Source organism: Embleya scabrispora DSM 41855, from assembly GCF_000372745.1.
GTDB lineage: Bacteria > Actinomycetota > Actinomycetes > Streptomycetales > Streptomycetaceae > Embleya > Embleya scabrispora.
This window is the reverse complement of the sequence record NZ_KB889686.1, coordinates 264,619-290,096: the sequence shown is the minus strand read 5'-3', so window position 1 is coordinate 290,096 and position 25,478 is coordinate 264,619. Positions and strand designations below refer to the sequence as shown.

The window sequence follows — 25,478 nt, the reverse complement described above, 5'->3', positions numbered from 1 at the left end:
CGACCGACGGCCGAACCGCCTACGAATTTCGGGCCCCGGGTTCGCCCACCGCGCGCTCGGTCGACCACACCCGGGACCCAGTACCCCGGTACTCGGTCACCGACCACTCGGCCACCCGAGCAGCTCGCGCACCCATCACCCGGCCACCCGCGCATCCGCACGACCCGCGGCCCCGCGACGACCCGAGCCGGGCCGTCACTCCTTCCGCGCCGCCGGCACCCGCAGACTGTCAGATCCGCATTCGTTGCGTTCGAGGGAGAGGCCGACTTCGCGGCAACGGTCGGCGAGCCAGGTCGGGGCGATCCGGAGCTTGGAGTAGCTGTCGACGTGCTGGGTCCAGGCGGTGCCGTCGTGGATGTGCAGGAGGTCGTATACGAGGACCGTGTCGGCGTCCGGATACTCCAGGAAGCACGTGAGCACACGGTCGGCCGTGCTCCGGACCGGGATGAATCGATCTATTCCATGCAGGGTTTCGGTCAGGTCCCGGTAGGTGACGACGAGCCGACCACCGGGCACGAGGGCCTTCGCGATGTCGCCGAGCAGCGCGATCACGTCGGCCTTCGACGGCAGGTGGGTGAGCGTGTCGCCCATGCACACGACGGCCGCGACCTCGCCCGGCGCGGTGAGCCCGGGCAGTACGGTGCGGATGTCCTGGTGGACGGGCTCGATCGCCGGCAAGCCGGCCGCGTGTTCGGCGAGTTCGGCAAGCAGGACGCGACTGGTGTCGACCGCGAGGACTCGGGTGAAGCCCAGGCCCGCCAGCGCCAGACTCTGGTTGCCGGGCCCACACCCCAGATCCACCGAGATCCCGGACGTCGCCGTCGGAGCGACACCCAACTCGGTGAGCAACTCGGCCTGCCCGGCGACGATCGGCATCAGTTCGCCGCCCAACATCCAGGTGTAGTTCTCGGCGAGTAGCCGCTCGTAGTGGTCGGTAGCGGCGCTGGTCATACCGGGACTCCCGTTCGAACGTTCCAGGGCGAACTTCCTGACCTACGCGGTCGCGACGAGCGACGCGCGGGTCGGCACGGTCCGCTCTCCCATCGCGGGTAGCACAACTGTGGCGACGGACGCCCAGGTCGAAACGGCGACCCGCACGGGCACGGGGGCCGGGGTCGGAATCGGCATCACCTTCGGGGCCGGGGCCGCGCTCGGGGTCGACGTCGGCGCCCCGGCAGCGGCAGCCGTACCGACCACGACCGTCGGCTCCACCGTCCGCATGTCGACACCCGTGGTCGCGCTCGCCGGCACGACCGTCGCCACGAGCGCCTTCGGTGTCACCACGAACCGCAGGAACAGGAACCGGGCGATGCCCGCGGCGCCGGAGGCCGTCAGGTATACCGCCTGCTCCTTGAGCACCCCCGGCGCGGGCTGCATCGCGTGCAGCGCCAGCATCGCGCCGGTGGTGAACAGGTAGGAGACCCCCGCCGAGAGCGCCGACTGGACATGGACCCGACCGCGGGCCCGACCCGCGCGGAAGGTGAACCGGCTGTGCAACTCGGTGGCCAGCAGCGTGAAGACCACGGTCACCACGGCGTTGGCGACAACAATGGACAGGTGCCCGGACAGGGCCACGAGCACGGCGCCGGACGCGAGTCCGGTGCCACCACCGAAGAAGACGAAACGCATGAACGCGGCTACCGTCCCCGACTTCGTTGCGGCGCTCATGGGTCCCCCGGTCCTCTTCTTCGGCTGTTCCTCGTCTTCTGCTCCTTAAATCTAGGGGCGATCAAGCAGCACGGAATCAGTCGTGTGTAGGTACTACGGTTACTGCTTGGGGAGGAGCCGCCCCTAGGGGTACTACTCCCGGCGACGCACTGATGGGGTGACGAAAGTACGCCCTCGCGCCTATCCCGATGGCTACATACCTCTGCGGGATCATCACCCACGAGGGGGCGCCGTGCGTCCGCTCGGAACACCCCCGACCCGCTCGACGGTTCGCTTCAACCCGGCGAAAGCCAGGTCCGGGGGCGTCTCCCAGTACGTCGCCCACGATCTCCCGGGCAGTCGGCGACGTTGGCGGGCGGCGAGTACGGGCAGCGCCGCGCGGAGACCGACCTTGCCCCTGGGGCGGGGATCGGCGGCCCTGTCGACGAGTTGTACATCAGGGTTCGGGTCAGGGATGCCGTCGTCGGTGGTCGATCCGAGCGCGGCGAACTCCTACAACCGCTACCCGGCGGCCAAACGCATCGAGGTCCACCCCTTCAACGGCCATGAGGGCGGCGGCGCATTCCAGGACGGCGTACGCCTGACCCACCCGCACGCCGCCTTCAACACCTGACCACGAGTCGGGCGCGGCGTCGAAACCTTGGCCACGCCGCGCCCCGTCACCACCGAATCACCGGAAGCCCATCGACGCCCCGACCGCTCGGCGCACCGGCGCACGGGATTCCTCAAAGCGCCAAATGCATGATGTGCATTCCGACATAACCATGCTTCGGATGCCTGAAGCCCTCCGGCAACGTGCCGATCACCTCGAACCCGAGGTCGCGATACAGCCGCACCGCATATACGTTCGTCTCGATCACCGCGTTGAACTGCATCGCCCGATACCCCTGCGCACGAGCCCACTCGATCGAGTACTCACACAGCGCCCGCCCGACTCCCCGCCCCGAGCGCGCCGGATCGACCATGTAACTCGCACTCGCGATATGCGAGCCGTTCCCCATGTGATTGCGGTTCATCTTCGCCGTGCCGAGAACCGTTCCGGCCTCGTCCACCGCAACCACGGTTCGAGACGGCGCGGCCGGAAACCACCACCCGCGAGCTTCGTCCGCACCCAAATCGAGCGGATACGTAAACGTCTCGCCGGCGGCGACGATCTCGTGAAAGAACGGCCAGATACCCGCCCAGTCACCCTCGGTGGCTTCCCTGATCAACATCGCCCCAGCATGCCGGGCCGCCAACCACCCTGCCAACCCGATTGCGCCCCCACCTACGGATCCACGGTGAAGATCACCGCCCGTCCCGCGTCGGCAGCACACCGATAGAAGTCTCTCAGGTCAGGCAAGAACGCCTGCGTATAGGCAATGTCGTCCTCGCCGGCCGTCCCGTCGTACTCCACGAACTCCAGAACCTCGAACCGCCCCCGTACCCACTCCGCATCCAACCGCGCCAACGCCGCGGCAACCGCCCGTACTTCATCAGGGGTCGCATAGGAAACGACATACTCGTCCCCTTCATGCAACAGATATCCACCGAGAATCGCGTGCGACAACGGATACTCGCCACCGTCATAGGTCAACGTGCCATCCGTCAAACACCGATGCAACGCATCCCAAGCCTTGTCCAACTCCACCAACCACCCCCGCTCCCACCGCTCCTCGACTTCCTCGACAACCGCCATCACCCCGGTGTCGTCCACCGCCCCCAACAGCCGCGCCCCATCCCCCTCCTCCACCGCAAACAAAACACCCCGGCCGCCCACAGCCCCTCCATCCCCAACCACCGATATCTCTCCCCGATGACACCACCCCCATCCGACAACCCGATCCACTCGTCTCCCGAAGCCCTCTCGCCCGCGCCGTCGGGCCATCGCGCCGGTGCCGAACCGGGGGGCCGGCCCAACGAGGGCGGGCAGCCTATGCTGCGGGCATGATGCGAGAGGGACGCACGTCTCCGCGTGGGCCGTCGACTCCGGACAACCCGGGGCGGCCGCCCGGGCCGAGGTCGCCGGACAAGAACCCGCCGGCGCCGCCCGAGCATCCGCCGCCCCCGGCACCGTGACGATCGCCCGCGTGGCGTGGGATCGGCTTCCCGTCGAGGCACTCGACGCGGTCAGCGGGAGACTCGGCGCGGAGCCGACGGCGGTGGATACGGTCGGCGGCGCGAACTGCGGTGCCTCGGCGCTGCTTACCCTCCCCGACGGGCGCACCGTGTTCGTCAAGGCCCAGCGTGAACGCGACGCCACACCCGCCGGCGGTGTCCCCGGCGGGGAGTTCGGCTGGTGGGGGCCGGCCTGGGGACCGGTCGACGAACTCGGCCAGGAGGAACGGGTGAACGCCTTCCTGCCCACGAGCGCTCCACGCGTACTGTGGCACCTGGAGGTCGCGGGGTGGCACCTCCTGGCGTTCGAGGGGATCGAAGGTCGGCACGCCGACTACACACCCGGATCGCCCGACCTGCCCCTGGTGGTGTGCGCGCTGGCCGAGTTGAGCAGTTGTCCGGCGCCGGGGCTGCGATTGCCGAGTGCGTGGGATCGCTGGGGCTACTGGTGCGATCCGGCGCAGGAACCGCTGCTCTCCGGTACGTGCCTGCTGCACACCGACCCGGCCGCCTGCAACGTCCTGGTCGACGGCGTCCGAGCCCGCCTGGTCGACTGGGCTTGGCCCGCTCTCGGGCCGGCCTGGGTCGATCCGGCCTTATGGGGCCTACGCCTCATCTCCGCCGGCGGCCACACCCCCGAACAGGCGCGTTCCTGGGTGTCCCGAACTCCCGGATGGCGTACGGCAACCGTGGAGGGCGTACGCACGTTCACCCGGGCCGAGGCCAGGCGCTGGGAGGAGTACGCGGCAGACGGCGTCTGGGGAGCGGCCGAGATCGCCCACGCCGCCCGCTCATGGGCGGACTCGTGGACATAGCGTCGCCTCGGCGCGGCGCGACCCTCGACACGGCCACCTCGGCGCCACGATGCGCCCCGCGAATTTCGTATCAGCAGGTGGCGAAGCGGGTGAGGGCGGAGTGGATTTGGGACCGCATGGTGGGGCTGCCGAGGTGGCCGGCGTCGGAGATCACCGTGAGGGTGGCTTTGGGCCAGGCTTTGGACAGATGCCAGGCCGTGTCGAGTGGGCTGCCGAGGTCCAGGCGGCCGTGGATGAGGGCGCCCGGGATGTCGGCGAGGCGGTCGGCGTTGTCGAGAAGGATGCCTTCGGGGAGCCAGGCGCCGTGGGCGAAGTAGTGGGTGACGATGCGGACCAGGGCGGAGCGGGCTGCCGAGGGGCGGCCGGAGTAGGCGTCGGGGCTGCCGTTCGGTTCGGTGGCGACCACCGCGTCCTCCCAGGCGCACCAGGCGTTGATGGCTCGCTCGCGGGTTGCCGGGTCCGGGTGTTCCACCAGGCGGGCGTAGGCCGCGACGAGATCGTCGCGGTCGGACGGTGGGACGCCGTCGCGGAAGCGCTCCCATTCGGCGGGCAGGAAGCGGCCGACGCCGCGGTACAGCCAGTCGATTTCGGAGCGGCGGGTCGTGGTGACGGCGGGGATGACGATCTCCGCCACCCGTTCGGGGTGGCGCTGTGCGTACGCCAGGATCAGCGTCGAGCCCCAGGAACCGCCGTACAGCAACCACCTGTCCAGTCCGAGGTGTTCGCGTAGTCGCTCCATGTCCGCGAGCAGGTGTTCGGTGGTGTTGAACCGCATGTCCGTAGTGGGGTCGCTCGCGTGCGGGGTGCTGCGACCGCATCCCCGCTGGTCGAAGAGCACGACTCGATAGCACTGCGGATCGAACAGTCGCCGCACTCCCGTCGAACAGCCGGACCCCGGTCCGCCGTGTACGACCAGGGCGGGCTTGCCCTCCGGATTGCCGCAGGTCTCCCAGTACACGTGGTTGCCGTCGCCGACGTCGAGCATCCCGTGGTCGTACGGCTCGATGGCGGGATATGGAAGCTGTGGGAACTTCGGGGGATTCGAGGACTCCGAGGAAGTTGGCGACGGGGAAGGGGATCGGGAGGTCATGGGTGGGTCCTTCGGTCCTTCGGGGAGGGGGACTTCGGCGGGCCGACGGCCATCCGGATGGCCTTCGTGCGTGGAACGCCCGCACCAGGTCGCCGAACTCGCCCCGAGACTCTCGTCAGCCTGTCACAGTCGGTCCCGGTCGCGGCGACCCACCTTCGTTCCCGGCTCCCGGTTGCCCCTCCACGTACGAGGCGATCCTGAACCCGGTGGGCAGCGCTCCACCGTCGATGGTCCCGGCGAGTTGCCGAGCGTCGGCCTCGTCGTACGTACCGGAGATCACCGCCTCGCCCGGAATCCCGGACTGCACGCTCGGCGCGACCAGCACCCTGCCATCGCACACGATCGCGATGCGATTGGTCGGCAGCCGACCGCCGGCGGCCTCGATCGTGAGCCGCGTGAAGGCGTCCTGCCCCTTGTTCGTCCACTTGACGGCCACGGTCCAGCCCAGGCCGGCCGCTTCCGGCGCCCTGGCCTCGGCCCCGGCGACGTCGGCCCCGGTGATCACGGCGGGCGCCAGTACGTACTTCTCCTTCGACTTGTCGTCGCACGCCCTGACTTCCGAACCCGCCGGGTCCGCCCCAGACGCCGACGAGTCCCCGCACTCGGATCCGCCCATGGGGGTGGTGTCGGTTCCGGGCGTCCCCGGCCCCGCGGTCCCGGGCGGGAACGGCGTCACACTGCTCACCGCACGCACCGTCAGCCGTCCGGTCCCGACGATCGCCGCGAGTCGTTGCTTCGTATCGGCGCCGAACTTGGTCAACGAGACGCGCACCACCAAGGTGCCGTCCCGCACTGTCACATTCTTCACCGGCAGGCCACCCGAACTCGCCCGCTTGCGAACGATCGTCGCCGCTGCCGTCAACTGCGATGCCGCCAAGGAGGTTTCCGGCTGCAACGTGGCCTCGGCGAAGTCCCGTCCGAGCGTCCCGTCGACGGAATCCGACCGGTCGCCGTCCTTGAAGTCGACCGGATCGTCCGACGAACAGGCCGCCGCGACCAGCAACATGGCGGTGGCGACAGTGGTGGCGACGAAGGACCTGGCGAGTCGATTACGCGATGGCTCAGTCACTTGCCCCACCCTGCCGGCTCGTCGACCGACTGCGCAGCCGCCTGGCGCCTTCGCGTTCCGCGACCGGAGCCGGCCTCGAATCCCATCGAACGGGCGGATGTCGCGCCATGACCCTTCGTATCGGACCTCCCGTGCTCACCACCGCCGAACTGCCGCGCGCCGTCGCGTTCGGACCACCGCGCTCGGCCTGCGCACCCGCGACGCGGTCGGCCCCGACACCGACTTCGTGGTCCTGATCGACCCGAGCTTCCACCCCGGCACCACCGCGAACGGCGACACCGACCCCGCCGCGACCGACAGCGCGGAACGACTCAGCCTCCGAGTGGGCGAGGTCCGCGAGCGTACCGAACCGGTCCGGGTGCGCCTGGACCCGTACGCCGACGACCAGGCCGGCGAGGTACACCGTCTGCTCGATCTCGGCGCCGAGAACCTGCCGTGGGACTACCCGGACGACCCCGACTTCGTGGTATCGGCCGACCCGGACGGGCATCCCTTCCGTGTGGTGGCCAAGGGATGATCCGGCTCGAAAAGGGCAGTGGCACGGGATGTGGTCGCGGCCGGCCCGCGCCGACGGCCGCGTGAGCCGAGTCGACGCGCAAGGAGACAGCCGTGCTGGACAACCGCAACCTTCGTGAGCTGATCCGCCGGTGGCGGGCCACCCCGCAGAGCACCGTCGCCCTGTTCGACGAGGCCGACGACGCGATCCGGGTGACCCTCGCGACCAAGGAGCGCGTGCTGTATCCGGCGGTGCGGGACGCCGACGGCCACCGCAGCGGCTACGTCGACGACGCCATCGCGCAGAGCCGCCGGATCGAGGGCTTCCTCGACTCGGCCGAGCAGCTCGGCCCGGAAGGCCCCGGATTCCACGACGAGGCACAGGACGCCGCGTCCGCGATGGACGGCCTCCTGGTGCACGAGCAACGCGATCTGCTGCCGGCGCTCGAACGCCTCTCCCAGGACGAGCGGGACCGCCTCGACCGCGAGTACGGCAGCACCTGGGTGGATGTATCCGCCGAAATCGCCGCAACCCGCGCCACCCGCCGACACCGACCCGGCGGCGCGGCGGACGCCACCCACTGAGCGGCCGGCGCCCCGCGAGGCGGTACGCGATCCACGGACGGAATGCGGACCCACGGGGGCGGTACACGACTCACGGACAGGATCCGACCCAACGGCGAGGCGCGCCCACGGACCCGGCCCGGACAACCTCCACACCCGCACCCGGAACGCGGCGATATTCGAGGGCACGTTCGCGACCGGCCCACTACCCTCGGCCGCGTGAACCATCGCGAGCGCAAACGACTGTCACGGCTGCTGGTGGGCGCAGCCGGTCTGGGCCGGCCGGCCGAGACGGCCGCCGCACTCCGGGCCGGCGCCGATCCGAACGGGGCCGACCGATACGGAACCACCCCGCTGTACGCGGCCTCCGTACACGGAGCGACGGACGTGGTCCTGCTCCTCCTGGGCGCCGGCGCAGCGCCCGACACCGAAAGCGGGACCGGCTCCGAGGGCACCCCGCTGTGCGCGGCGGCCTGCTGGGGCCACACCGACACCGTCCGCGCGCTGCTCGCACACGGTGCCGATGCCGATCTCCGCGAGGACCACGGTACCGGCCACGCCCCGATCGACTGGGCGGCCAGAGGCCCCTACCCGGAGACCGTGGCCGCCCTCCTGGCCGCCGGCGCAGATCCGCCACGAACAACCGGCTGAGCAATCCCTTGCCGGGACCGAGCGGCCGAAGGCGCCGGGCCTGCTGCCGTCGAACGAATGCTCGCCGCAACGGCGATCCTGCCCGAACCCCGCGTCGAAGACCGCCCGGCGGCCGGCCGCCGTTGTCCGGCAATGTTCGGGAGGGCATCCCGGTGTCGGCCCGTCGGGCAACACCCGCGCGACGGCCCGACCGGCGCCACAAGACCGCTGCCGCGCCCGAACGAAGCCTCATCCGGGCGCCGTTCGAGCCGACGATCGGTTCGAGCCAACCGACGAAAGGCCCGGGGCCACCCACGAGGACCGACGCATCGCCCTCACCTGTCCCCGAACGGCCCGAGAGCGCGCGGCAGCCGATCGCGAACCCTCGTCCGCTTCACAACACGATCGGACGATGAGCCAACGCCGCGTCGACGATCTCCTCGGCGGAGCCGAGCGGATCATCGTCGGATCCGAGGGGTCCGGCCACCTGCGCCGGCCACCCGAAGATCAGGTCGCTCACCGCCGGGTGCGGCACGTTCGCCGTCAACACCAGTAGATACCAGTCGAGTTCGGCATCGCCGGCCAGGATCCGCCGGACGATCTCCACCAGTTCCGCCCGGGTGACGTCGGCAACCCTGGGCCAGGCCGGTCGAGCCGCCTCCAAGGCGAACTCCGCGAGCGTGCGCGATGCGTGGTACTCGACGAAGTCCCCGATCCGGTAGTCGTGCCCCGTCGCCACCCGAAAGGCAGCCATCGCAGCCACCGCGGCGCCCGATCCGCCATCACCCCGGATCAGCTCACCGATCCGCTCGATCTCGGCGGCCACCTCGGCCTGCCGCCCCGGATCGACGACCGGCGGTATCAACTCCGCCCGCAAGTTGCTCCCCCTCCTCACCCGACACATCACGCAACCCGCCCACCACCAACCACCGAACCCGGCCCGGCCCGGCCACCACATCCGGCCGACCCTCGGCCGCGCGGCACCCCTGCCCTCGGCACCACGACGGATCCGCACCCGCCTTCGCCCGCACCGCGCCCGCCCGAACCCCGCCCAATCCACTCGGCCGAGATGTCAGCCGAGTTGCTTCTCCACCTCGCCGACCACCAGTTCGCACAGTTCGTGCGTACGCAGCGCGTCGTCCAGGTCGGGGAATATGCCCGTGCGGACCGCGTCCAGGAAGGTCAGCACGACCTGCTCGATGCCGCGTTGGCGTGCGATCGGGGTCCAGTCGCCGCGTCGGCGTGTGGTCGGGCGGCCGTGGTGGTGGTCGACCACGTCGGCCAGGTTGTACACCTCGCGCGTGGCGTCCCGGCCGGAAACCTCCAGGATCTCCTCGTTCGACCCACTGCGCAGGTTGAGCATGCCGATCGCGCTGAAGCCCGCGCCGGACAGGTGCAGCACGAAGTGCTGAGCGAATCCGTCCACGACCCGGGCCCGCACATCGACGTGCTCGATCTCGCCCGGCGCCAGGAAGCGCAGCGTGTCGATCACATGGATCAGGTCGTCGAAGGTGACCGTACGCAGTTCGCGTGCGGTGTCGACGCGGTTGCGCCGGATCACGATCAGGTCGCGCGGCAATGCGCGACTCTCCACGTAGGCGGGCACGTGACGCCGGTTGAAGCCGACCATCAGGCCGACGCCGCGCGCCCGGGACAGGTCGATCAGGCGCGCGCTCTCGTCCAGGCTGTACGCCAGCGGCTTGTCCACGTACGTGGGCACGCCCGCCTCGATCAGCCGGGTCACGATCTCGGGGTGCACCGAGGTCGCCGCGTGCACGAAGGCGGCGTCCAGCCCCTCGGCGAGCAACCCCTCCAGGTCGGCGTGCCGGTGCTCGACCGGCACCCGGTAGGTCTCGGCGACCCGGCTCAGCGTCGCGGGTGTGCGGGTGTGCAGGTGCAGGTCCAAGTCCGGCAGGGTCGAGACGACGGGCAGGTATGCCTTTTCGGCGATGTCGCCCAGACCGATGACGCCAACCTTCATCAGGCCACTCCTCCCGCCGGCGCCGCCGGGCCACGCGTCCGGTTCACGGCCCCGCCAGCATATGCACACGCGTTCGGGCAAGGATCGTGCGGCGCCGACCCGAATCGTTGCGCTCGCGAGGGTCGCCCGGGCCGGGTTCGCACCGCCGGCCTCGTTTCACTCCCGTACCTTCGCCGGCCCCGCGCCCTCGACGGCAGGCACACGCCCTCCCGGCACGCCCGCCGAGCCCGCGCCCTCGGCGGCCGACGCGCCCTCGCCAACCGGCGCGCGCCCGACCCCCGACGGCCCCTCGACGGCCGACACGGCCGCCCCGCCCTCAACCGCCCCATGCCCCGCCGGCCCCTGCCCCGCTCCGGGATGCTCGGCCGTGCTCCGCGCCGATTCGGCGGGCAGGCGGCCACGTTGTACGTACCCGTGGGCGCCGGTGCGTCGATTGCCGGCCTCCAGCCACCGGCGTGCGTCGTCCCGGCCGGCGTCCACGTCCGGGATGCGCGGGTCGTGCACGGTGAACACGTCGCCGTGGTGGGCGATCTCGACCACGGCGGACTGCTCGGTGGGATTCTGCCGAACCACGACGTCGTCCGCGGCCACGTAGTGGTCGTCGCCGGTCAACACGACCGTGATGCCGGTGTTGGGTTCCTCGGTGGCGAGCGCGGCGGGTGCGGATGCGACGAGGGCGGCGGCCGAGACGAGTCCGGCGGCCAGTACGCGACTGGGATTCATCACGTTCGGCCCAACGATCGAGGCGGCCGGAGGCGACGGGCAGGCGTCGGCGGCCACCCGAATCGGCGCGGGAGAGTCGTGCCCGAACCACCCGGATGGAATACCCCCGAACGGCGGTGCGAACGCCGCCGAATGCCCGCCGGCGGGGCGGACTGACTTGGAGTCAGCTTCCGTCGACACCACATGAGTTGCCCGCCCGTCCGGACGGCGGATCGATGCCGGGCGCGAGCGCGCGGCACCGGGCGCGGTTGCGCTCCCTGGCCGGCTCGACTCTCCTGGGAACGAGCCCTTGTCCCGACCACAGCGAACACAACCCGACGGACGGTCCCCACCCGGTCCGCCGGGTCACCCGTCTCCCGATCCGCCGGGGCCATTCGCATCCCGGCCCGCCACGGACACCGCATCCCGGTCCGCTACGAAAGCCCCGCCGACCAACCCCCGTCCCGATCCGGCCCGGACGCGCGCCCCCTTCACGCGAGCCCGGGTTTCCGTCATGAGCGGGGCGGATCCGCGAGATCGCACGGCGCGTCCATACCGTCGCTCTCCGGATTCACCCCCTGACCCGTGGCCGGGGTTCGTAAACCTCCCGGCCATGGCAGCAGAGACCACCGAGAGCCAAGGGAGAGTCTCCGTGAGCGTGCCACGCACCGCGATCATCATGCCCGGCGTTGGCTCCTATGTGCCGGGCTCACTGCGCCGGCTCCAGGATCGGCCCGCCGTTCGGGACACCCTGGCCGAGGTCGACGACGCGGTCGGCGACCGGGCCACGCTCTCGCCCTCGCGTCTGCTCATCGATCCCAAGGCACCGGATGCCCACGAGTTGATGGACCGGCACGAGTTGTCCCTGCATCTGGCCATCTACACCGGTGCGCTGGCCGCGTTCCGACTGCTCGAAGGCGACTTCGGGATTCGACCCGACGTGCTGCTCGGGCACAGCCTGGGCGAGACGGCGGCGCTGGCCGCGGCCGGGGTGTACACGGCGGGAGACGGCGCCCGGTTGTACCTGGCCCGGGCGGCGGCGTGCACGATCCATACCAGTGATCCGGGCGGTCTGCTCACCCTGCGCCTGGCGTCGGGGCACACGCTCGAACTGTTGTGCTCGGCGCAGTTGCCCGGGCTCGATCTGGCCTGTGACAACTCCATCGAGCACACCGTGGTCTCCGGCCCCGACGAATCGCTGGCCACGTTCGCGGCGTTGGCGAAGCGCAGATCGGTGGTGTCCAAGGCGTTGACGGTGCGCACGCTGTTCCACAACCGGCTGCGCGAGTCGGCCGCCACCGAGTGGCGCCGGCTCGGGGCGGACGTCGACTTCCGGGCTCCGCGCTATCCGGTCCTGTCGCCGCTGTTGGGCCGGGATTACGCCGACGAGCGCGAGCTCCGCGACGGTGTGGTGGGCCAGTTGCGGCACCCGGTGCGCTACCGCAATGCGGTGACCACGTTGCGCGAGCGCGGGATCGAGGTGTTCGTGGAGACCGGCGCCCGCAACGTGCTCGGTCCGTTCGCGCGCTCCGCCGATGCCCGGGCGCGCACCGTGGTACCGGTCACGGCCGGTGCCGACCTGGCCCGGGTCGCCTGCGCGCTGCGGGCGGCCGGCCTGCTGCACCAGGATCTGGCCGCTCTCGCGGCGCCGTCGGACGCGCCCGGCGCCTGAGCGCCCCGGGCCCGCCCGGCGAGCGAGCACGTCGTGCGGCATCGCCGAGGCGCTTCGGGGGCTGGACGTACCCCAGGACGTGCCGCGAGCGGTGCTCGCCGGCGGGATTGTGCACGAGACGGTGGTGCCGCCGATGGCGGACGACATCGGCGGCGATGGCGGCCCGTCAGGTGGGCGAGGCGGAGGTTGACGACACCCGCTAACCCTCGGGTGGCCCCATTCCACCCCCACGCCCGACGTGATCCACCGTTCGGCGGCCAGCGGTGGCGGGGGGTGGGGCGGCTTCCTACGTTCCTTGTAGCGGAGCTCCCCCTGTGACCCGGTTCGACGGGTTCGGTTCCGCATGTCCATTGTCTGCACGTCCATTGGAGGACGAAATGCGCTGTGCCCGTCTCGCAGTCGTCGGCACCATCGTCGGTCTCACCGTGTGCGGTTCGGCAGGCGCGGCGTTCGCCGCCACGCCGATGCAGGCCGATTCCGGTCGTCCCGGCGACACGGTGCTCCTGTCGGATGACAAGCACTGCACCGCGAATACGGCAACCGCTTCCTCGAACGCGTTCACGACCGTGGTCACTCTCAACCGCAGCGGCGACGAGGTCAAGGGGCAGGCCACCATCAAGGACGTGCCCACCGGCGATTACGAGGTCAAGGTGGTCTGCGGCGACGGCCAGGAGCTGATCGGCAGCCTGCACGTGATGGGCGGCGCGCCGACCATGGCGTCCACGGCCGGGTTCGGCGGGATCCAGTACGGCGACCCGGCTCTGCGCGTGGTGGGCGGTCTGGTGCTCGCGGGCGCGGCCGGTACCGGCTTCGTCGCGCTGCGCCGCCGCACCTCGAACCTCGCCTGACCGATGTCCCGTTCCGCACCCGAGGCACCCGTGAGTGCCGCGGATCGGCAGCACCGAACCGGTGGCCGCCGCCTGCTCTGGGCGGCGGCCAGCGGCGTGCTGGCGATCGGCGGCACCAGTCTTCTGTATGCCGGATACGACGCCTCCGCACCGCCGCCGCGCCCGCCTGCCGCAGCCGCGGTGCCGATCGCGCCGCCGGCGACGCCCGCCGATCCCGCGGCGCAGGCCGCCGATCCCGCAGCGCCACCCGCACCCGCGCCGCCCTCCGAGGGGCCGCCCCCGCCGCCGGACGCGCCGCCGATGCGTGCCTCGATCCCGACCCGGATCCGGATTCCGGAGCTGGGCATCTCGGCCCCGCTGGCCCGGGTCGGCCTGGACCAGGCGGGCGGCATCGACGTGCCCTCGCAGGGGGATCGCAACCTGGCCGGCTGGTACCAGGGCGGCGTGACGCCCGGCCAGAAGGGCACGGCCTCGATCGCCGGCCATGTGGACACCGCCGCCGGTCCCGCGGTCTTCTATCCGCTGGGCGCGCTGCCGCGCGGCTCCCGGATCGAGATCGATCGCGAGGACGGCAGCGTCGCGGCCTTCGTGGTGGACGGGGTCGAGGTGTTCGCCCGGAACGAGTTCCCCACCGCGCGCGTGTTCGGCGACGCGCCCCGGCCGGAGTTGCGCCTGCTCACCTGCGGCGGCACCTACAGCAGGAAGAGCCACTACTCCGGCAACGTCGTGGTTTTCGCCCACCTCGTCCCGTAGGCCCGCCATATCCGCGCGGGCGGGCCATTTCCCGGGCATCGACGCGTGTGTCACACGTGTATCGGCGCCCGGACGGATCGGAAGCGACATATCGAGCCTATCCGCCGGATTCGGCGAATCGAGCCGATTCGCGGTCGTACGCCGTCGGGAATTGACCGCGCCGGCCTTTCCTTGATCATCTCCGATGGTTGGTGATTTGGGTCTTGCGAATAAAAAGCGGGACTGGCAATAATCCGATTACCAATCCAAACGGCCCACCCGGCCGGGAGAGGAGACGTCATGATGCGTCTCGCCGATCGCCTGTTGAACCGTCTGACCCAAAAGGCCACGGTCGAGGCAGGCTGTAGCAACACCTACTTCTGCGGTGGCGGTGTGCTCTTCCTGTACCAGTGTTGCAAGGACGAAGGCTGCACCACCACGCGCGTGGGCAACTGCTGACCTCGGCCCGGGAGCCGTCGATGGGCGGGGTTCGTCCGCCTCCGCCCATCGCGGTCGTTGGTGATATTCCGCGATGCAATATCGCGCAGCGGGATTGACCGCCGCGGGATTTATTATCGCGCCGTCGTTATCGGGGCGGACCACCCACAAGGTGGTCGCCGCGAAGGATCGCATCGACAACTGCGTTCGGCGTAGTACGACACGTATCTTCGTCACCACGAATCCGGCGAATTTGCGTGTAGTGGCGACCTCGAAATGTGTTGGGCGATCCTGCCGGACTCGACGGCGGGCGGCGAACTTTCGCCGCCCGCCGTTTCCGCGCGCCAAAAAGGGGGGATAGCCGTGGGCTACATATATGTGGGCTGTGCCTGTCTGATCGGCCTCGTATTCGCGGCCTCCGCGGTCACCAAGCTCCGCGATTTCGACGGCTTCGTCGACTCGATACCGGGCCTGGTGCCCATGCGGGCCGGATCCACCCGCCCGATCGGGTACGCGGTGGTCGCCGGGGAAATCTCGGTCCCCGTGCTCGTCCCGGTCCCGCCGACCCGCGGCCCGGGCTTCGCAATCGCCGGTGTCCTGCTCGCCGCGTTCACCGCGGCCATCGGTGCGGCGCTGCGCCGGGGTCGGCGCTCCTCCTGCCGCTGCTTCGGCGCCTCCGACGCGCCGTTGGGCCCGCGCCATCTGGTGCGCAACGGCGTCCTGCTCGCCGCCTCGATCGCCGGGCTGTCGGCGACCGGCGTCGGCTCCTCCGCCGACCTGCTGCCCCCGCTCGCCGGCTGTGCCGTCGCGATGGTGGTCGGGCTGGTCGGCGCGCTCCTGATCATTTCCCTGGACGACATCGTCGACCTGTTCGCGAGGAATGCCTGATGCCCATACTTGTCGTCGCGGTCGTGCTCATCGGCCTGGTGACCGCGTTGAACCTGGTGCTCCTGCTCGGCGTACTGCGCAGGCTGCGCGGACAACAACCGCAGACCGCGCACTCCTCGGGGCCGCCGATGGAGCTGCGGCCCGGCATGCGTCCCGGCGTGTTCACGGCCACCACGATCACCGGCGAGCAGGTGGGCGACCTCGACGTCGGCGGGCTGGTCGGGTTCTTCTCCGCCGGTTGCGAGCCCTGCCACGTGCAGGCACCGCGCTTCGCCGAGCGGGCCCGCGCGCTGGGCCGAGAGCGCGCGCTGGCGGTGATCGCCGGCGACGACGCCGAGTTGCTCGCGCTGTTGACGCCGGTGGCCCGGGTGATCGTGGAGGAGCACGACGGGGTGGTCCAGGCGGCCTTCCGCAATACCTGGACGCCGGCGATGTACCTGCTCGGCGCGGACCGGCGGGTGGTGGCGGCCGGCCTGAGGACGACGGATCTGCCCGACACCGATCTGCCCACCACCCATCGGCCCAGCGAAGCGCACGCGTGAGCCCACGGATTTCGGCCCGTGACCTGTTCGCCGCCGCCCGCGAGGCGGTGTCGCTCACCTTCCACGCGGCCCCCGCCCAGGCGGTCGGGTCGCTGGCGGTGACCCTGGGTTCGGCGGGCGTGCCGATCACCATCGCGTGGCTGACCAAGCTGGTCATCGACCGACTCACCAGCGGGCACGGCGCGATCGGCGGCCTGGCGATCGCGCTCGCGGTCACCGGACTGGTCGCCACCATGCTGCCGGGCATCGGCCGCTACCTGCGCGCCCAGATCGGCCGGGCCACCGGCGTCGTGGGCACCGACCGCCTGTTCGCCGCGGCCGAACGCCAGGTGGGACTGCGCCGGTTCGAGGACCCGGCGTTCTTGGACCGGTTGCGCCTGGGCCAGAGCAGCACGTCGAGTTTCGGCGTCCTGGTGGACGGCGCGGGCGGCACCCTCCAGGGCGCCTTGACGCTGTTCGGCTTCGTCGCCTCGCTGCTGATCCTCAGCCCGATGATGACCGCACTGGTCCTGCTCGCCGCCGTGCCCGTGTTGGTCGCCGAACTGCGGTTGTCCCGACTGCGCGCCGCCATGCAGTGGGACTTCGAGCAGGTGCACCGTCGGGAGTTCTTCTACAGCCGGTTGTTGACCGATGTCGAGGCGGCCACCGAGATCCGTCTCTTCGGCGTCGGCCCCTTCCTGCGCACCCGGATGATGCGCGAGCGCCGCCGCGCCAACGAGGCCGAACGCCGAATGGACCTGCGCGAGTTCGCCACCCAGGCGGTACTGGGCGCGCTCGGCGCCGCGGTCGCCGGCGGCGGCCTGTGGTGGGCCATCGCCGCTGCCCGGCGCGGCACGCTCAGCGTCGGCGACGTAACCATGTTCGTCGCCGCGGTCGGCGGCATCCAGGCGGCCCTGGACCGACTCGTCTCCTCGATCGCCTCCGCACACGGACAACTCCTCGGCCTGACCCACTACGTCGCGGTCGCCCGTGCCGAACCCGATCTGGCCTCGGCGACCGAGACCCCGGCCGCGCCGAGGCCCGGCGTGGGCATCGAGTTCCACGACGTGTGGTTTCGCTACAGCGACGACCACCCCTGGGTGCTGGGCGGGGTCGACCTGCGGATTCCGCGCGGTCGGGCGCTGGCTCTGGTGGGGCTCAACGGCGCGGGCAAGAGCACGCTGGTCAAACTGCTGTGCCGGATGTACGACCCGACCCGCGGGCGGATCACCTGGGACGGCGTGGACCTGCGCGACATCCCGCCGGCCGAGCTTCGCGGGCGGATCAGCGCGGTGTTCCAGGACCACATGAACTACGACATGACCGCCGCGGAGAACATCGCCCTCGGCGACGCGGACAGTCTCACGGACCGGGCCCGGATCGAGGCCGCCGCCGAACGCGCGGGCATCCACGACAGGCTCGCCGCACTGCCGCGCGGCTACGACACGCTGCTCACCCGGATGTTCTTCAGCGAGGCCGACAAGGAGGACCCGGACACCGGCGTGGTGCTCTCCGGCGGCCAGTGGCAACGCCTGGCCCTGGCCCGGGCGTTCGTCCGCGGCGGGCGCGAGCTGATGATCCTGGACGAGCCCGGTTCGGGCCTGGACCCGCAGGCCGAGCACGAGGTGCACACCCGGATGCGCGAACACCGCGAGGGACGCACCAGCCTGCTCATCTCGCACCGGCTCGGCGCGGTGCGCGACGCGGACCTGATCGTGGTCCTGGACGGCGGCCGGATCGTCGAACAGGGCCCGCACGAGGTGTTGCTCGACCGCGAGGGCCACTACGCGAGCCTGTTCCGGCTCCAGGCGGCCGGCTACCAGGAGGCGAAGTGAACACTCGACGGGTCGGGCCGGCCGTGCTCGCGAGCGCCGGCATCGGCGTCGCGGCGCTGCTGTGGGTGCAACGGCGCTACCTGGTGGCCGCGGTCGAGGGCCCGAGCATGGAGCCCACGCTCTTCCCGGGCGATCGTTTGCTGGTGCGCCGCACCGGGCGGGTGCGCGCCGGTCAGGTGGTGGTCGTACGCGTCCCCCATCCGCCGGTGGTGGCCGGACTGCCGCCGGGTCTGCGGGAGTCGGATCCGGCGACACTCGCCGCGATCCCGGAGCGCATCGACCTGGCGCCGGCGCCGCAGGGCCGGTTGATGGTCAAACGCGCGGTGGCGGTGGCGGGCGATCCGGTGCCGGTGGAGCAATTCCCGGTGCTGCGCGACGCCGCCGGGGAAGCGGTGCCCGCGGGCGCCCTGGTCGTGCTGGGGGACAACGCCGCGTCGAGTTGGGACTCGCGCGCGTACGGCTTCGTGCACCGCGACCAAGTGGTCGGGGTGGCGGTGCGGCGGATCGCACCTTCCGGTGGGCCACGAACTTCCCGCGCGGGGCTGGTGTGGGCGGCGCCGACATACGAGGATTGCAGCGGATCGGAAACGGGTGTGCCGGACGGTGAACGACGAGGGACCTGATTCCCTCGGCTTCGCAAAAAATCAAGCACCGTTTCCCTCGACGTTTCGGTGAGGGATCGCGACAGGATCTTGGGCGTCCCAAAGCGAAAGGTTGTGTCCCACATGCCCACCTCCCACCGCCTGCGTGTGATCGCGCCGGCCGTGGCCGGAGTCGTCGCCGCCACCGCACTGCTGTCCGGCTGTCTCGGCAACGACAAGGACGACAAGGGCAGCAAGACTCCCGTCGTCCCTTCGACCGCATCACCCACGGGGAAGGCCACCACGAGCCCGTCCGGCAAGCCGGGCGGCACCACGAAGCCCACCGGCACCGCCTCCGGCACGTCCACGGCCGACGTCATCGACGCCTTCACGTACAAGACCGGCCAATGCATCAACCAGGACGGCGCCAAGACCACGGACGTCGCCTGCACCAAGCCGCACAGTGGCCAGGTCGGCAAGGCGTTCGACCTGCCGGCGACGGTCACGCCGGCAACGCCGGGTTACGAGGACAAGGTCAGCGAGCTGTGTGAGCAGTACATCGGCCCCATCGTGGACCGGCAGCCCGCCTCGCCCAAGATCACCTTCTCGTTCTCGTACCCGCTCGACATGGAGTCCTGGAACCACGGCAACCACCAGGCCGCGTGCATCATCGAGCGCGAGGACAAGCGACCGCTGACCACGGTCATCAAGTAGCGACCCGGCGGGCGACCACCACTCCCCCGCCGGCACCGTGCGACGCACCCGATGCCATGCCCGCGCACCGAACCCCGGCCGGGTCCGGCGCAGCGCCGGAGGCGGGCACGCGGGCGCACGGTGAAGTCGCGTGACAACGGCCCCGTACCTCTCTACGGGGCCGTTCGCGCGTCCGGCCACGGACTCGCGAGCTCGGGACCGAGCCGCCGGTCTGTCGCGAGCCGGCCCCGGGGGGGCCGGGGCCGGTCGCGCGTCGGGACGTGGGCGGGCCGTCGGGGATTCGGAGCGGATCGGCCCGCGCCGTCGGGCGCCGGGCGGGCGGTGGCTGGGCTCAACAGGCGCCCTTGTAGAGGTACTTGCTCACCTCGGGTTGGTCCACGTTCTCCTTGGTGACGGCGACCAGGTCGGTGGAGATGGTCTTGGGGACCGGCTTCTTGTCGAGTGCGGCGACCGCCTGTTCGACGCCCTGGGAGCCGATGTCGAACGGCTTCTGGGCGATCAGGCCCTGGATGGAGCCCTTGCGCAGGGCCTCGACCTGTTTCGGGGTGGCGTCGAAGGCGACCAGTTTGACCTGGCCGGCCTTGCCGGCCTGTTCGATGCCGGTGGCCGCGCCCTCGCCGCTGAACACGTTGGCCGCGAAGACGCCGACCAGGTCGCGGTGCGAGGCGATCGTCGAGGTGACGATGGAGGCGGCCTTGGCCGGGTCGTCGTCGTTGTACTGCACGCCGAGGTAGGTGATGCCGGGGTGCTTCTTGATCTCGGTCTCGAAGCCCTTCAGGCGGGCGTCCGTGGTGGAGATGCCGGGCTTGACGCTGATCGCCGCCACCGTGCCCCGGTCCTGGACCAGGTTGGCCAGGGTCTGTGCGGCGAGCATGCCGCCGCGCTCGTTGTCGGAGGAGATCGCGGTCTCCCGGATCGAGCCGTCGTCGAGTTTGGTGTCCACCTCGATCACCTTCGCGCCGCGGGACTTGAGCTGCTGCTCGGGTTGACGCAGGGCCTGGGTGTCGGTGGGCGCGATCAGTACGGCGTCCGGGCTCTTGGCGGCGACGGCGTTGACCACGGGCGTCTGGAGCGAGGCGTCCCACTTGTCCGCGCCGGTCACGTCGAGCTTGACGCCGAGTTCCTTGGCCTTCTGCTGTGCGCCGCAGGCCATCGAGATGTAGAACTCGTCGCCCTTGACGCCCTGGACGAAGGTGATCTTGCGCCCGCCCCCGGAGCCGCCGTCGCTGCCGCACCCGCTGAGGGCGGCGGCCGCGGTCAGGGCGATGGTCACGGCGACGTACGTCGGTGTCTTCATCGGGCAGTGCCTCCTGGCGGTGGTGGGGCGAAGCGATCGGCCGCGGGGCGGCCGGCGGCCGGGACGGATGGCGGGTCGGACCGCGACGGGCGGTCGGGCCCGGGCTGCCGGGGGACGGCCCCGGGTGGTCAACGGCGTTGCATGCCGCGGCGGCGCAACTGGTCGGCGTACACGGCGGCGATCAGCACGGCGCCGACCGCCACGCTCTGCCAGAACGGCTGCACGCCGAGGATGACGAAGCCGTTCTGCAGGATGGCGGGAATGAAGACGCCGATCAGCGTCCCGACGACGGTGCCGATGCCGCCGAACAGGCTGGTGCCGCCGAGGACGACGGCCGCGATGGCGCCGAGCGAGTCGTTGGCGTGGCCGCCGATGGTGGTGGTGGTGAAGCGGGCGAGGGACAACACGCCGGCGAGTCCGGCCAGGGTGCCCGACAGGGCGTACACCTTGATCATGTGCCGGTCGACGGCGATGCCGGCCCGGCGGGCGGCTTCGGCATTGGAGCCGACCGCGTAGGTCCGCCGGCCGAATCGGGTGGTGGCCAGCGCGAGTGCGCCCAGCGCGGTGACCACCAGGGCGATCACCACCAGCCAGGGGATGCCCAGGAATCGCCCGTTGCCGATCGTGTCGGTGAACCGGGTGGGTACGCCCCGGACGTCCTGGCCCTCCGTCAACACCTGGGCCAGACCCAGTGCCATGCCCAGGCTGCCGAGTGTGACGATCAGCGCGGGCACCCTCGCCTTGGCGATCAGGAAACCGTTGAACGCGCCCCACGCGGCACCGGCGGCGAGGCCGGCGAGTACGCCGAGCAGGATCGCGCCCCAGCCGGCATCCGGCCCGGCGACCGCGGTCATCGTCTTGGCCGCGGCGACTCCGGCGAACACCAGGACCGAGCCGACCGACAGGTCGATGCCGGCCATGATGATCACGAAGGTCATGCCGACGCCGACGATCAGCAACACCGCCGCGTCGGTGGCCACGTTGCGCAGGTTGAACGTGGTGGGGAACTCCTCGGGTCGCATGATGGAGAAGGCGGTCACCAACACCATCAGGACCAGGAAGGTCCACCACGAGTTGCTGCGGGCGAGCCGGCGCCAGAGCACGCGGCGAAGGAACGATCCGGCGTCCGGGGAGGCGTGGTCGCCGTCTCGCGTGACCTCCGGGCGGGCTGCGGTCTCCCGACCCGCGAGTTGCCCGTCGACTTTCCGGTCCGGGTCCGGGCGCCCCGGTGGGATGGCCGTCTTGTCCGGGTTCATGCCGGCGCTCCTTGCGTGTCGAGTCCGTCCAGGGCGCCGGTCATCGCACCGACGAGTTCCTCCACCGTGGTCTCCGCGGCGGTCAGGCTCGCCACGCGCCGACCCAGGCGCAGCACCTCGACGCGGTCCGCGACCGACAGCACCTCGGGCATGTTGTGGCTGATCAGCACGACCGCGATGCCGTTGTCCCGGACCCGGCGGATCACGTCCATCACCCGGCCGCGCTGGAGCACGCCGAGCGCGGCGGTCGGCTCGTCCATGAAGATCACCTTGTCCGCCCAGGCGACCGCTCGGGCGATGGCCACGCTCTGCCGCTGGCCGCCGGAAAGCGTCCCGATCGGGGCGTCGATGTCCTGCAACTCCACACCGAGCCGGGCGAACGCCTCGATCGCGCGCTCGCGCATGGTGGCCTTGTCCAGTACGCCCAGCCGGCCGGCCAGGCCGCGGCGCAGCAGTTCGCGGCCCAGGAAGAGGTTGGCCGCGCCGTCCAGGTCGGGCGCCAGGGCCAGGTCCTGGTAGACCGTCTCGATGCCCAGCTCCTGGGCGTCGGTCGGTCGTTCCATGCTCACCGGGCGGCCCTCGAAGAGGATCTCGCCGGCGTCCGGTCGTTCGGTGCCGGCGAGGGTCTTGGTGAGCGTGCTCTTACCCGCGCCGTTGTCACCGATCAGCGCGACGACCTCGGCCGGGAAGACGGTGAAGTCGGCGCCGCGCAGGGCTTGGACCTGGCCGTACCGCTTGACCAGGCCCCGGCCTTCGATCAGGGGTTGCACGTGCCCAACTCCTTCGGGTTGTCGGGTCGTTCCCCGTGAGCCGTCTCGGCCGGGTCCGGGGCGCCACGAGTTCGCACGTGTGTCAGGACGGCGACGAGAGAGGTCGATGTCACCGACTGTCTGACAACGGTGTCAGTACAGTGCTGGCCCGGTGGGCGAGTGTCAAGAGTTTCGCGCATCTCGGATTCCACTCGGAACTCGCGCTGGTCTGTTGGGGATTAGGACGATTACCGCTGACGGACTCGGGGCGGCGAGCTGTCGATGTGGTTGCCGAGGACCGGGATGTCGACAGCTCGTCGCGAGACCAGTACGGTCTGGATGACAACGATGTCAGAGGGAGTGTGCGGCACATGGTGGCTGAACCCCTGGGGGACTCCCCCGAACACGCGGCGTGGCTCGACGCGGAATGCGACCGACTGCTCAGGTTCGCCCGGGGCGCGCGATTGGCCGAGGGCGGGTTCGGGTGGCTGGACGACACCGGTCGGCCGGTCGCGGACGGGGTGCTGCACACGTGGGTGACGGCACGGATGACGCATGTGTTCGCGTTGGCGCAATTGCGGGGGGCCGGCGGCGCGGGCAACGGCGGCGCGGACTCGGGCATTCTTGGCGATGTCGACACGGACGAGGCGGCGGCGCTCGTGGCGCACGGCCTCGCCGCGTTGACGGATCTGCTGCGGGACCGCGAACACGGCGGCTGGCATCCCGTGGTGGACCGGTCCGGGCGGCCCGTACTCGACGCCGAACGCCTCGACGGCAAGCGCATGTACGACCACGCGTTCGTCGTGCTGGCCGCCGCGAGCGCGAGCGCCGCCGGCCATCGCGGCGCCCCCGCTCTGCTCGCCGAGGCCCTGGACGTCGTCGAGCGCAGATTCTGGGAGGCCGACCGGGGCGCGTGCGCCGAATCCTGGGACCGGGCCTGGACCACCGGCGAGGCGTATCGGGGCGCGAACAGCAACATGCACGCCGTCGAGGCGTTCCTGGCCGCCGCCGATGCCACCGGTGAGCACCGATGGCGCACCCGCGCCCTACACATCGCCGACCGGGTCGTGCACGAGCACGCCCGGGGCAACCACTGGCGTCTGATCGAGCACTTCGACCCGGACTGGAAGCCGCGCCGCGAGTACAACCGCGACCGTCCCGCCGACCCGTTCCGCCCGTACGGCGCCACCGTCGGCCACTGGTTCGAGTGGTCCCGGCTGCTGCTCGCCCTGGCTGCGTCGTTGCCGGATCCGCCCGAGTGGCTGCGGACCGACGCGGTGGCGCTGTTCGCCGCGGCGGTTCGCGAAGGCGGTCACGCGGACGGCCGGCCGGGCTTCGTGTACACGCTCGACTGGACCGGACGGCCGGTGGTCCGCACCCGGATGCACTGGGTCCTGGCCGAGGCGATCGCGGCTGCGGCGGCACTGCGGCGGGCCACCGGGGTCGCCGACTACGATGACTGGTACCGAGCGTGGTGGGAGCATGCCGACGCCGTGTTCCTGGACCGGAAGCATGGCAGCTGGCATCACGAACTCGACCCCGACGCGCGGCCCTCGGCCACCGTCTGGCAGGGGAAACCCGACGCGTACCACGCGGTACAGGCCACCCTGCTGCCCCGGCTGGGGTCCGCACCGACCCTCGCCGAGGCATTGCGTCGGGCCGCCCGCTGAACCGACGACCACCGCCCGAACCGACTTCCCGCTCCCGCTTCGGGAACAACGCACCCTGGGTGCCGGGTGCCAGCCCGGCCGCTCGAAAGGTAGGACCCCGATGGCCGGCCCGACGACCCCGGAGCGACCGCGTGGGCGCGGTCGCACCACGATGAAGGACGTGGCCGCCCTTGCCGGCGTCGGCATCAAGACCGTCTCGCGGGTGATCAACGGTGAGCCGAACGTCAGCGCCGTGAAGCAGCAGGCGGTGTGGGCGGCCGTCGCGCAGACCGGGTTCCGCCGCAACGACAGCGCGGCGCAGCTGCGCTCGGGGCACACCTCCAGCATCGGCCTGGTTTTGGAGGACGCCGCGGATCCCTTCTCCTCGGCGCTGACCCGATCCATCCAGGACATCGCCCATCAGCACGGCACGGTGCTGTTCAGCGCGTCGTCCGCGGAGGATCCGGACAAGGAGCGCGATCTCGTCCTGGCGCTGTGCGCCCGCCGGGTGGACGGGTTGATCGTGGTCCCGGCCAGCGGCAGCCACCGCTACCTGCTGCCGGAGATCGAGGCCGGGATGGTGTGCGTGTTCGTCGACCGCCCACCGGGCGACATCGAGGCGGACACCGTACTGGTGGACAACGTCGGCGGCGCCCGGAACGGTGTCGACCACCTGATCCGGCACGGCCATCGGCGGATCGCGTTCATCGGCGACCGGTTGGAGATCTTCACCGCGCGCGAACGACTGCGCGGCTACCGCGAGGCGTTGACCGAGGCGGGCATCGAACCGGATGCACGGCTGGTGTACAACGGGCCGCCGTACGGGGAGGAACTGCGCGCGTGGCTACGGGCGATGCTCGGCGGGGCGGATCCGGCCACGGCGGTCTTCTGCGGCAACAGCCGGTTCACGGTGGAGACGGTGCGCGAGATTCGTCGTTCGCCGGTACAACCCGCGCTGGTCGGCTTCGACGACTTCGAACTCGCGGACATGCTCAGCCCGGCCGTGACCGTGGTCGCCCAGGACCCGTTCGGCATCGGGCAGGCCGCCGCGCACCTGTTGTTCCGTCGCCTCACGGGCGACGCGACCCCGGTGCAGCACATCCACATGCGCACCCGGCTGATCCCGCGCGGCTCCGGCGAGGTCGGTCCGTGACCGGCGGTCCGCGCGCCCGCGCCCGGCCGGTCCG

Annotated in this window: 28 protein-coding genes; 16 read left to right on the top strand and 12 right to left on the bottom strand. The window is 71.0% G+C overall.

The annotated features are described in order from the left end of the window. Positions 1-195: 195 nt before the first annotated feature. Entirely contained in the window at positions 196-951 is a 756-nt protein-coding gene (locus tag A3IC_RS0133290) for a class I SAM-dependent methyltransferase (RefSeq protein WP_020554411.1), read from the bottom strand. A gap of 42 nt (positions 952-993) precedes the next feature. Next, complete coding sequence (locus A3IC_RS70270) at positions 994-1,668, bottom strand: GtrA domain-containing protein (RefSeq protein ID WP_191864178.1); 675 nt, start codon at positions 1,666-1,668, stop codon at positions 994-996. A 466-nt stretch (positions 1,669-2,134) separates the two neighbouring features. Between A3IC_RS70270 and A3IC_RS69060 the strand changes: the two genes are divergently transcribed. Next, positions 2,135-2,281, top strand: coding sequence for a hypothetical protein (locus tag A3IC_RS69060; protein ID WP_158696196.1), 147 nt, complete (start codon positions 2,135-2,137; stop codon positions 2,279-2,281). A gap of 112 nt (positions 2,282-2,393) precedes the next feature. Here the strand turns inward: A3IC_RS69060 and A3IC_RS0133275 are convergent, their stop codons facing one another. Further along, complete coding sequence (locus tag A3IC_RS0133275) at positions 2,394-2,882, bottom strand: GNAT family N-acetyltransferase (RefSeq protein ID WP_020554408.1); 489 nt, start codon at positions 2,880-2,882, stop codon at positions 2,394-2,396. 53 nt (positions 2,883-2,935) lie between these two features. Further along, positions 2,936-3,427, bottom strand: coding sequence for a DUF1877 family protein (locus A3IC_RS0133270; protein WP_020554407.1), 492 nt, complete (start codon positions 3,425-3,427; stop codon positions 2,936-2,938). Between the two features lie 310 nt (positions 3,428-3,737). Here A3IC_RS0133270 and A3IC_RS0133265 point away from each other — a divergent pair, with 310 nt between their 5' ends. After that, positions 3,738-4,580: a hypothetical protein gene (locus A3IC_RS0133265; protein WP_052173920.1), complete on the top strand. Its 843-nt coding sequence runs from the start codon at positions 3,738-3,740 to the stop codon at positions 4,578-4,580. Between the two features lie 70 nt (positions 4,581-4,650). On the opposite strand, the gene pip is transcribed toward A3IC_RS0133265, so the two are convergent. Together pip and A3IC_RS62980 are read right to left on the bottom strand one after the other, a co-directional pair. Continuing rightward, a complete protein-coding gene (gene pip / locus A3IC_RS0133260; RefSeq protein ID WP_079026828.1) occupies positions 4,651-5,670 on the bottom strand; it encodes a prolyl aminopeptidase in 1,020 nt (339 codons plus the stop codon). Between the two features lie 115 nt (positions 5,671-5,785). Beyond that, positions 5,786-6,739 (bottom strand): SecDF P1 head subdomain-containing protein, encoded by a 954-nt coding sequence (locus tag A3IC_RS62980; protein ID WP_158696195.1) that lies wholly within the window; start codon positions 6,737-6,739, stop codon positions 5,786-5,788. A 97-nt stretch (positions 6,740-6,836) separates the two neighbouring features. Between A3IC_RS62980 and A3IC_RS62975 the strand changes: the two genes are divergently transcribed. The 3 genes from A3IC_RS62975 (at position 6,837) to A3IC_RS0133240 (ending at position 8,449) form a co-directional block, all read left to right on the top strand. Further along, a complete protein-coding gene (locus A3IC_RS62975) occupies positions 6,837-7,256 on the top strand; it encodes a VOC family protein (RefSeq protein WP_052173919.1) in 420 nt (139 codons plus the stop codon). 92 nt (positions 7,257-7,348) lie between these two features. Beyond that, positions 7,349-7,819 (top strand): hypothetical protein, encoded by a 471-nt coding sequence (locus A3IC_RS0133245; RefSeq protein ID WP_020554403.1) that lies wholly within the window; start codon positions 7,349-7,351, stop codon positions 7,817-7,819. Between the two features lie 198 nt (positions 7,820-8,017). Beyond that, positions 8,018-8,449 carry an ankyrin repeat domain-containing protein gene (locus A3IC_RS0133240; RefSeq protein ID WP_020554402.1) on the top strand — a complete coding sequence of 144 codons (432 nt, stop codon included), beginning with the start codon at positions 8,018-8,020 and terminating at the stop codon, positions 8,447-8,449. A 373-nt stretch (positions 8,450-8,822) separates the two neighbouring features. Here A3IC_RS0133240 and A3IC_RS57950 read toward each other — a convergent pair whose 3' ends face one another. The 3 genes from A3IC_RS57950 to A3IC_RS0133225 all read right to left on the bottom strand — a co-directional run bounded on the left by A3IC_RS57950 (position 8,823) and on the right by A3IC_RS0133225 (position 11,132). Then, entirely contained in the window at positions 8,823-9,305 is a 483-nt protein-coding gene (locus tag A3IC_RS57950) for a hypothetical protein (protein ID WP_020554401.1), read from the bottom strand. Between the two features lie 195 nt (positions 9,306-9,500). Beyond that, the gene (locus A3IC_RS0133230) at positions 9,501-10,409 is read right to left on the bottom strand and encodes a Gfo/Idh/MocA family protein (protein ID WP_020554400.1); all 909 of its coding nucleotides are present in this window, start codon (positions 10,407-10,409) and stop codon (positions 9,501-9,503) included. Positions 10,410-10,565: 156 nt separating this feature from the next. After that, a complete protein-coding gene (locus tag A3IC_RS0133225; RefSeq protein WP_020554399.1) occupies positions 10,566-11,132 on the bottom strand; it encodes a type III secretion system chaperone family protein in 567 nt (188 codons plus the stop codon). A 631-nt stretch (positions 11,133-11,763) separates the two neighbouring features. Here A3IC_RS0133225 and A3IC_RS57945 point away from each other — a divergent pair. The 9 genes from A3IC_RS57945 (at position 11,764) to A3IC_RS0133180 (ending at position 19,340) form a co-directional block, all read left to right on the top strand. Further along, on the top strand, positions 11,764-12,783 hold the full coding sequence (locus tag A3IC_RS57945; protein ID WP_020554398.1) for an ACP S-malonyltransferase: 1,020 nt from the start codon (positions 11,764-11,766) through the stop codon (positions 12,781-12,783). 377 nt (positions 12,784-13,160) lie between these two features. Further along, positions 13,161-13,631, top strand: coding sequence for a hypothetical protein (locus tag A3IC_RS0133215; protein WP_026219040.1), 471 nt, complete (start codon positions 13,161-13,163; stop codon positions 13,629-13,631). A gap of 30 nt (positions 13,632-13,661) precedes the next feature. Beyond that, positions 13,662-14,384 (top strand): class F sortase, encoded by a 723-nt coding sequence (locus A3IC_RS0133210; protein ID WP_063744910.1) that lies wholly within the window; start codon positions 13,662-13,664, stop codon positions 14,382-14,384. A 303-nt stretch (positions 14,385-14,687) separates the two neighbouring features. Next, entirely contained in the window at positions 14,688-14,822 is a 135-nt protein-coding gene (locus A3IC_RS72695; protein WP_281174555.1) for a hypothetical protein, read from the top strand. A 342-nt stretch (positions 14,823-15,164) separates the two neighbouring features. Continuing rightward, positions 15,165-15,689, top strand: a complete 525-nt coding sequence (locus tag A3IC_RS0133200; RefSeq protein WP_020554394.1) for a MauE/DoxX family redox-associated membrane protein — start codon at positions 15,165-15,167, stop codon at positions 15,687-15,689. Then, positions 15,689-16,231 carry a peroxiredoxin family protein gene (locus A3IC_RS71560; RefSeq protein WP_020554393.1) on the top strand — a complete coding sequence of 181 codons (543 nt, stop codon included), beginning with the start codon at positions 15,689-15,691 and terminating at the stop codon, positions 16,229-16,231. The genes A3IC_RS0133200 and A3IC_RS71560 overlap by 1 nt, the downstream gene beginning before the upstream one ends. Continuing rightward, a complete protein-coding gene (locus tag A3IC_RS0133190) occupies positions 16,228-18,045 on the top strand; it encodes an ABC transporter ATP-binding protein (RefSeq protein WP_020554392.1) in 1,818 nt (605 codons plus the stop codon). Before A3IC_RS71560 ends, A3IC_RS0133190 begins: the two co-directional genes overlap by 4 nt. Next, entirely contained in the window at positions 18,042-18,668 is a 627-nt protein-coding gene (locus A3IC_RS57940) for a S26 family signal peptidase (protein WP_020554391.1), read from the top strand. Before A3IC_RS0133190 ends, A3IC_RS57940 begins: the two co-directional genes overlap by 4 nt. A 102-nt stretch (positions 18,669-18,770) precedes the next feature. Beyond that, positions 18,771-19,340, top strand: coding sequence for a septum formation family protein (locus tag A3IC_RS0133180; RefSeq protein ID WP_026219038.1), 570 nt, complete (start codon positions 18,771-18,773; stop codon positions 19,338-19,340). Between the two features lie 331 nt (positions 19,341-19,671). Here the strand turns inward: A3IC_RS0133180 and A3IC_RS0133175 are convergent, their stop codons facing one another. From A3IC_RS0133175 to A3IC_RS0133165, 3 genes are all read right to left on the bottom strand, one after another. Then, positions 19,672-20,637 carry an ABC transporter substrate-binding protein gene (locus A3IC_RS0133175; RefSeq protein WP_020554389.1) on the bottom strand — a complete coding sequence of 322 codons (966 nt, stop codon included), beginning with the start codon at positions 20,635-20,637 and terminating at the stop codon, positions 19,672-19,674. 128 nt (positions 20,638-20,765) lie between these two features. Beyond that, positions 20,766-21,893: an ABC transporter permease gene (locus tag A3IC_RS0133170; protein ID WP_020554388.1), complete on the bottom strand. Its 1,128-nt coding sequence runs from the start codon at positions 21,891-21,893 to the stop codon at positions 20,766-20,768. After that, a complete protein-coding gene (locus A3IC_RS0133165) occupies positions 21,890-22,663 on the bottom strand; it encodes an ATP-binding cassette domain-containing protein (protein WP_020554387.1) in 774 nt (257 codons plus the stop codon). Before A3IC_RS0133165 ends, A3IC_RS0133170 begins: the two co-directional genes overlap by 4 nt. 350 nt (positions 22,664-23,013) lie before the next feature. On the opposite strand from A3IC_RS0133165, the gene A3IC_RS0133160 reads away from it, so the two are divergent. Together A3IC_RS0133160 and A3IC_RS0133155 are read left to right on the top strand one after the other, a co-directional pair. After that, positions 23,014-24,312, top strand: a complete 1,299-nt coding sequence (locus tag A3IC_RS0133160) for an AGE family epimerase/isomerase (protein WP_020554386.1) — start codon at positions 23,014-23,016, stop codon at positions 24,310-24,312. Positions 24,313-24,412: 100 nt separating this feature from the next. After that, positions 24,413-25,444: a LacI family DNA-binding transcriptional regulator gene (locus tag A3IC_RS0133155; protein WP_020554385.1), complete on the top strand. Its 1,032-nt coding sequence runs from the start codon at positions 24,413-24,415 to the stop codon at positions 25,442-25,444. Positions 25,445-25,478 lie beyond the last annotated feature (34 nt).

Coding starts and splice junctions, on each gene's coding strand:
- pip (WP_079026828.1), bottom strand. CDS start 5,670: ATGACCTCCCGATCCCCTTCCCCGTCGCCAACTTCCTCGGAGTCCTCG.
- A3IC_RS0133275 (WP_020554408.1), bottom strand. CDS start 2,882: ATGTTGATCAGGGAAGCCACCGAGGGTGACTGGGCGGGTATCTGGCCG.
- A3IC_RS0133225 (WP_020554399.1), bottom strand. CDS start 11,132: ATGAATCCCAGTCGCGTACTGGCCGCCGGACTCGTCTCGGCCGCCGCC.
- A3IC_RS62975 (WP_052173919.1), top strand. CDS start 6,837: ATGTCGCGCCATGACCCTTCGTATCGGACCTCCCGTGCTCACCACCGC.
- A3IC_RS0133180 (WP_026219038.1), top strand. CDS start 18,771: ATGCCCACCTCCCACCGCCTGCGTGTGATCGCGCCGGCCGTGGCCGGA.
- A3IC_RS0133215 (WP_026219040.1), top strand. CDS start 13,161: ATGCGCTGTGCCCGTCTCGCAGTCGTCGGCACCATCGTCGGTCTCACC.
- A3IC_RS71560 (WP_020554393.1), top strand. CDS start 15,689: ATGCCCATACTTGTCGTCGCGGTCGTGCTCATCGGCCTGGTGACCGCG.
- A3IC_RS0133170 (WP_020554388.1), bottom strand. CDS start 21,893: ATGAACCCGGACAAGACGGCCATCCCACCGGGGCGCCCGGACCCGGAC.
- A3IC_RS0133155 (WP_020554385.1), top strand. CDS start 24,413: ATGGCCGGCCCGACGACCCCGGAGCGACCGCGTGGGCGCGGTCGCACC.
- A3IC_RS0133290 (WP_020554411.1), bottom strand. CDS start 951: ATGACCAGCGCCGCTACCGACCACTACGAGCGGCTACTCGCCGAGAAC.
- A3IC_RS70270 (WP_191864178.1), bottom strand. CDS start 1,668: ATGAGCGCCGCAACGAAGTCGGGGACGGTAGCCGCGTTCATGCGTTTC.
- A3IC_RS0133175 (WP_020554389.1), bottom strand. CDS start 20,637: ATGAAGACACCGACGTACGTCGCCGTGACCATCGCCCTGACCGCGGCC.
- A3IC_RS0133230 (WP_020554400.1), bottom strand. CDS start 10,409: ATGAAGGTTGGCGTCATCGGTCTGGGCGACATCGCCGAAAAGGCATAC.
- A3IC_RS0133160 (WP_020554386.1), top strand. CDS start 23,014: ATGGTGGCTGAACCCCTGGGGGACTCCCCCGAACACGCGGCGTGGCTC.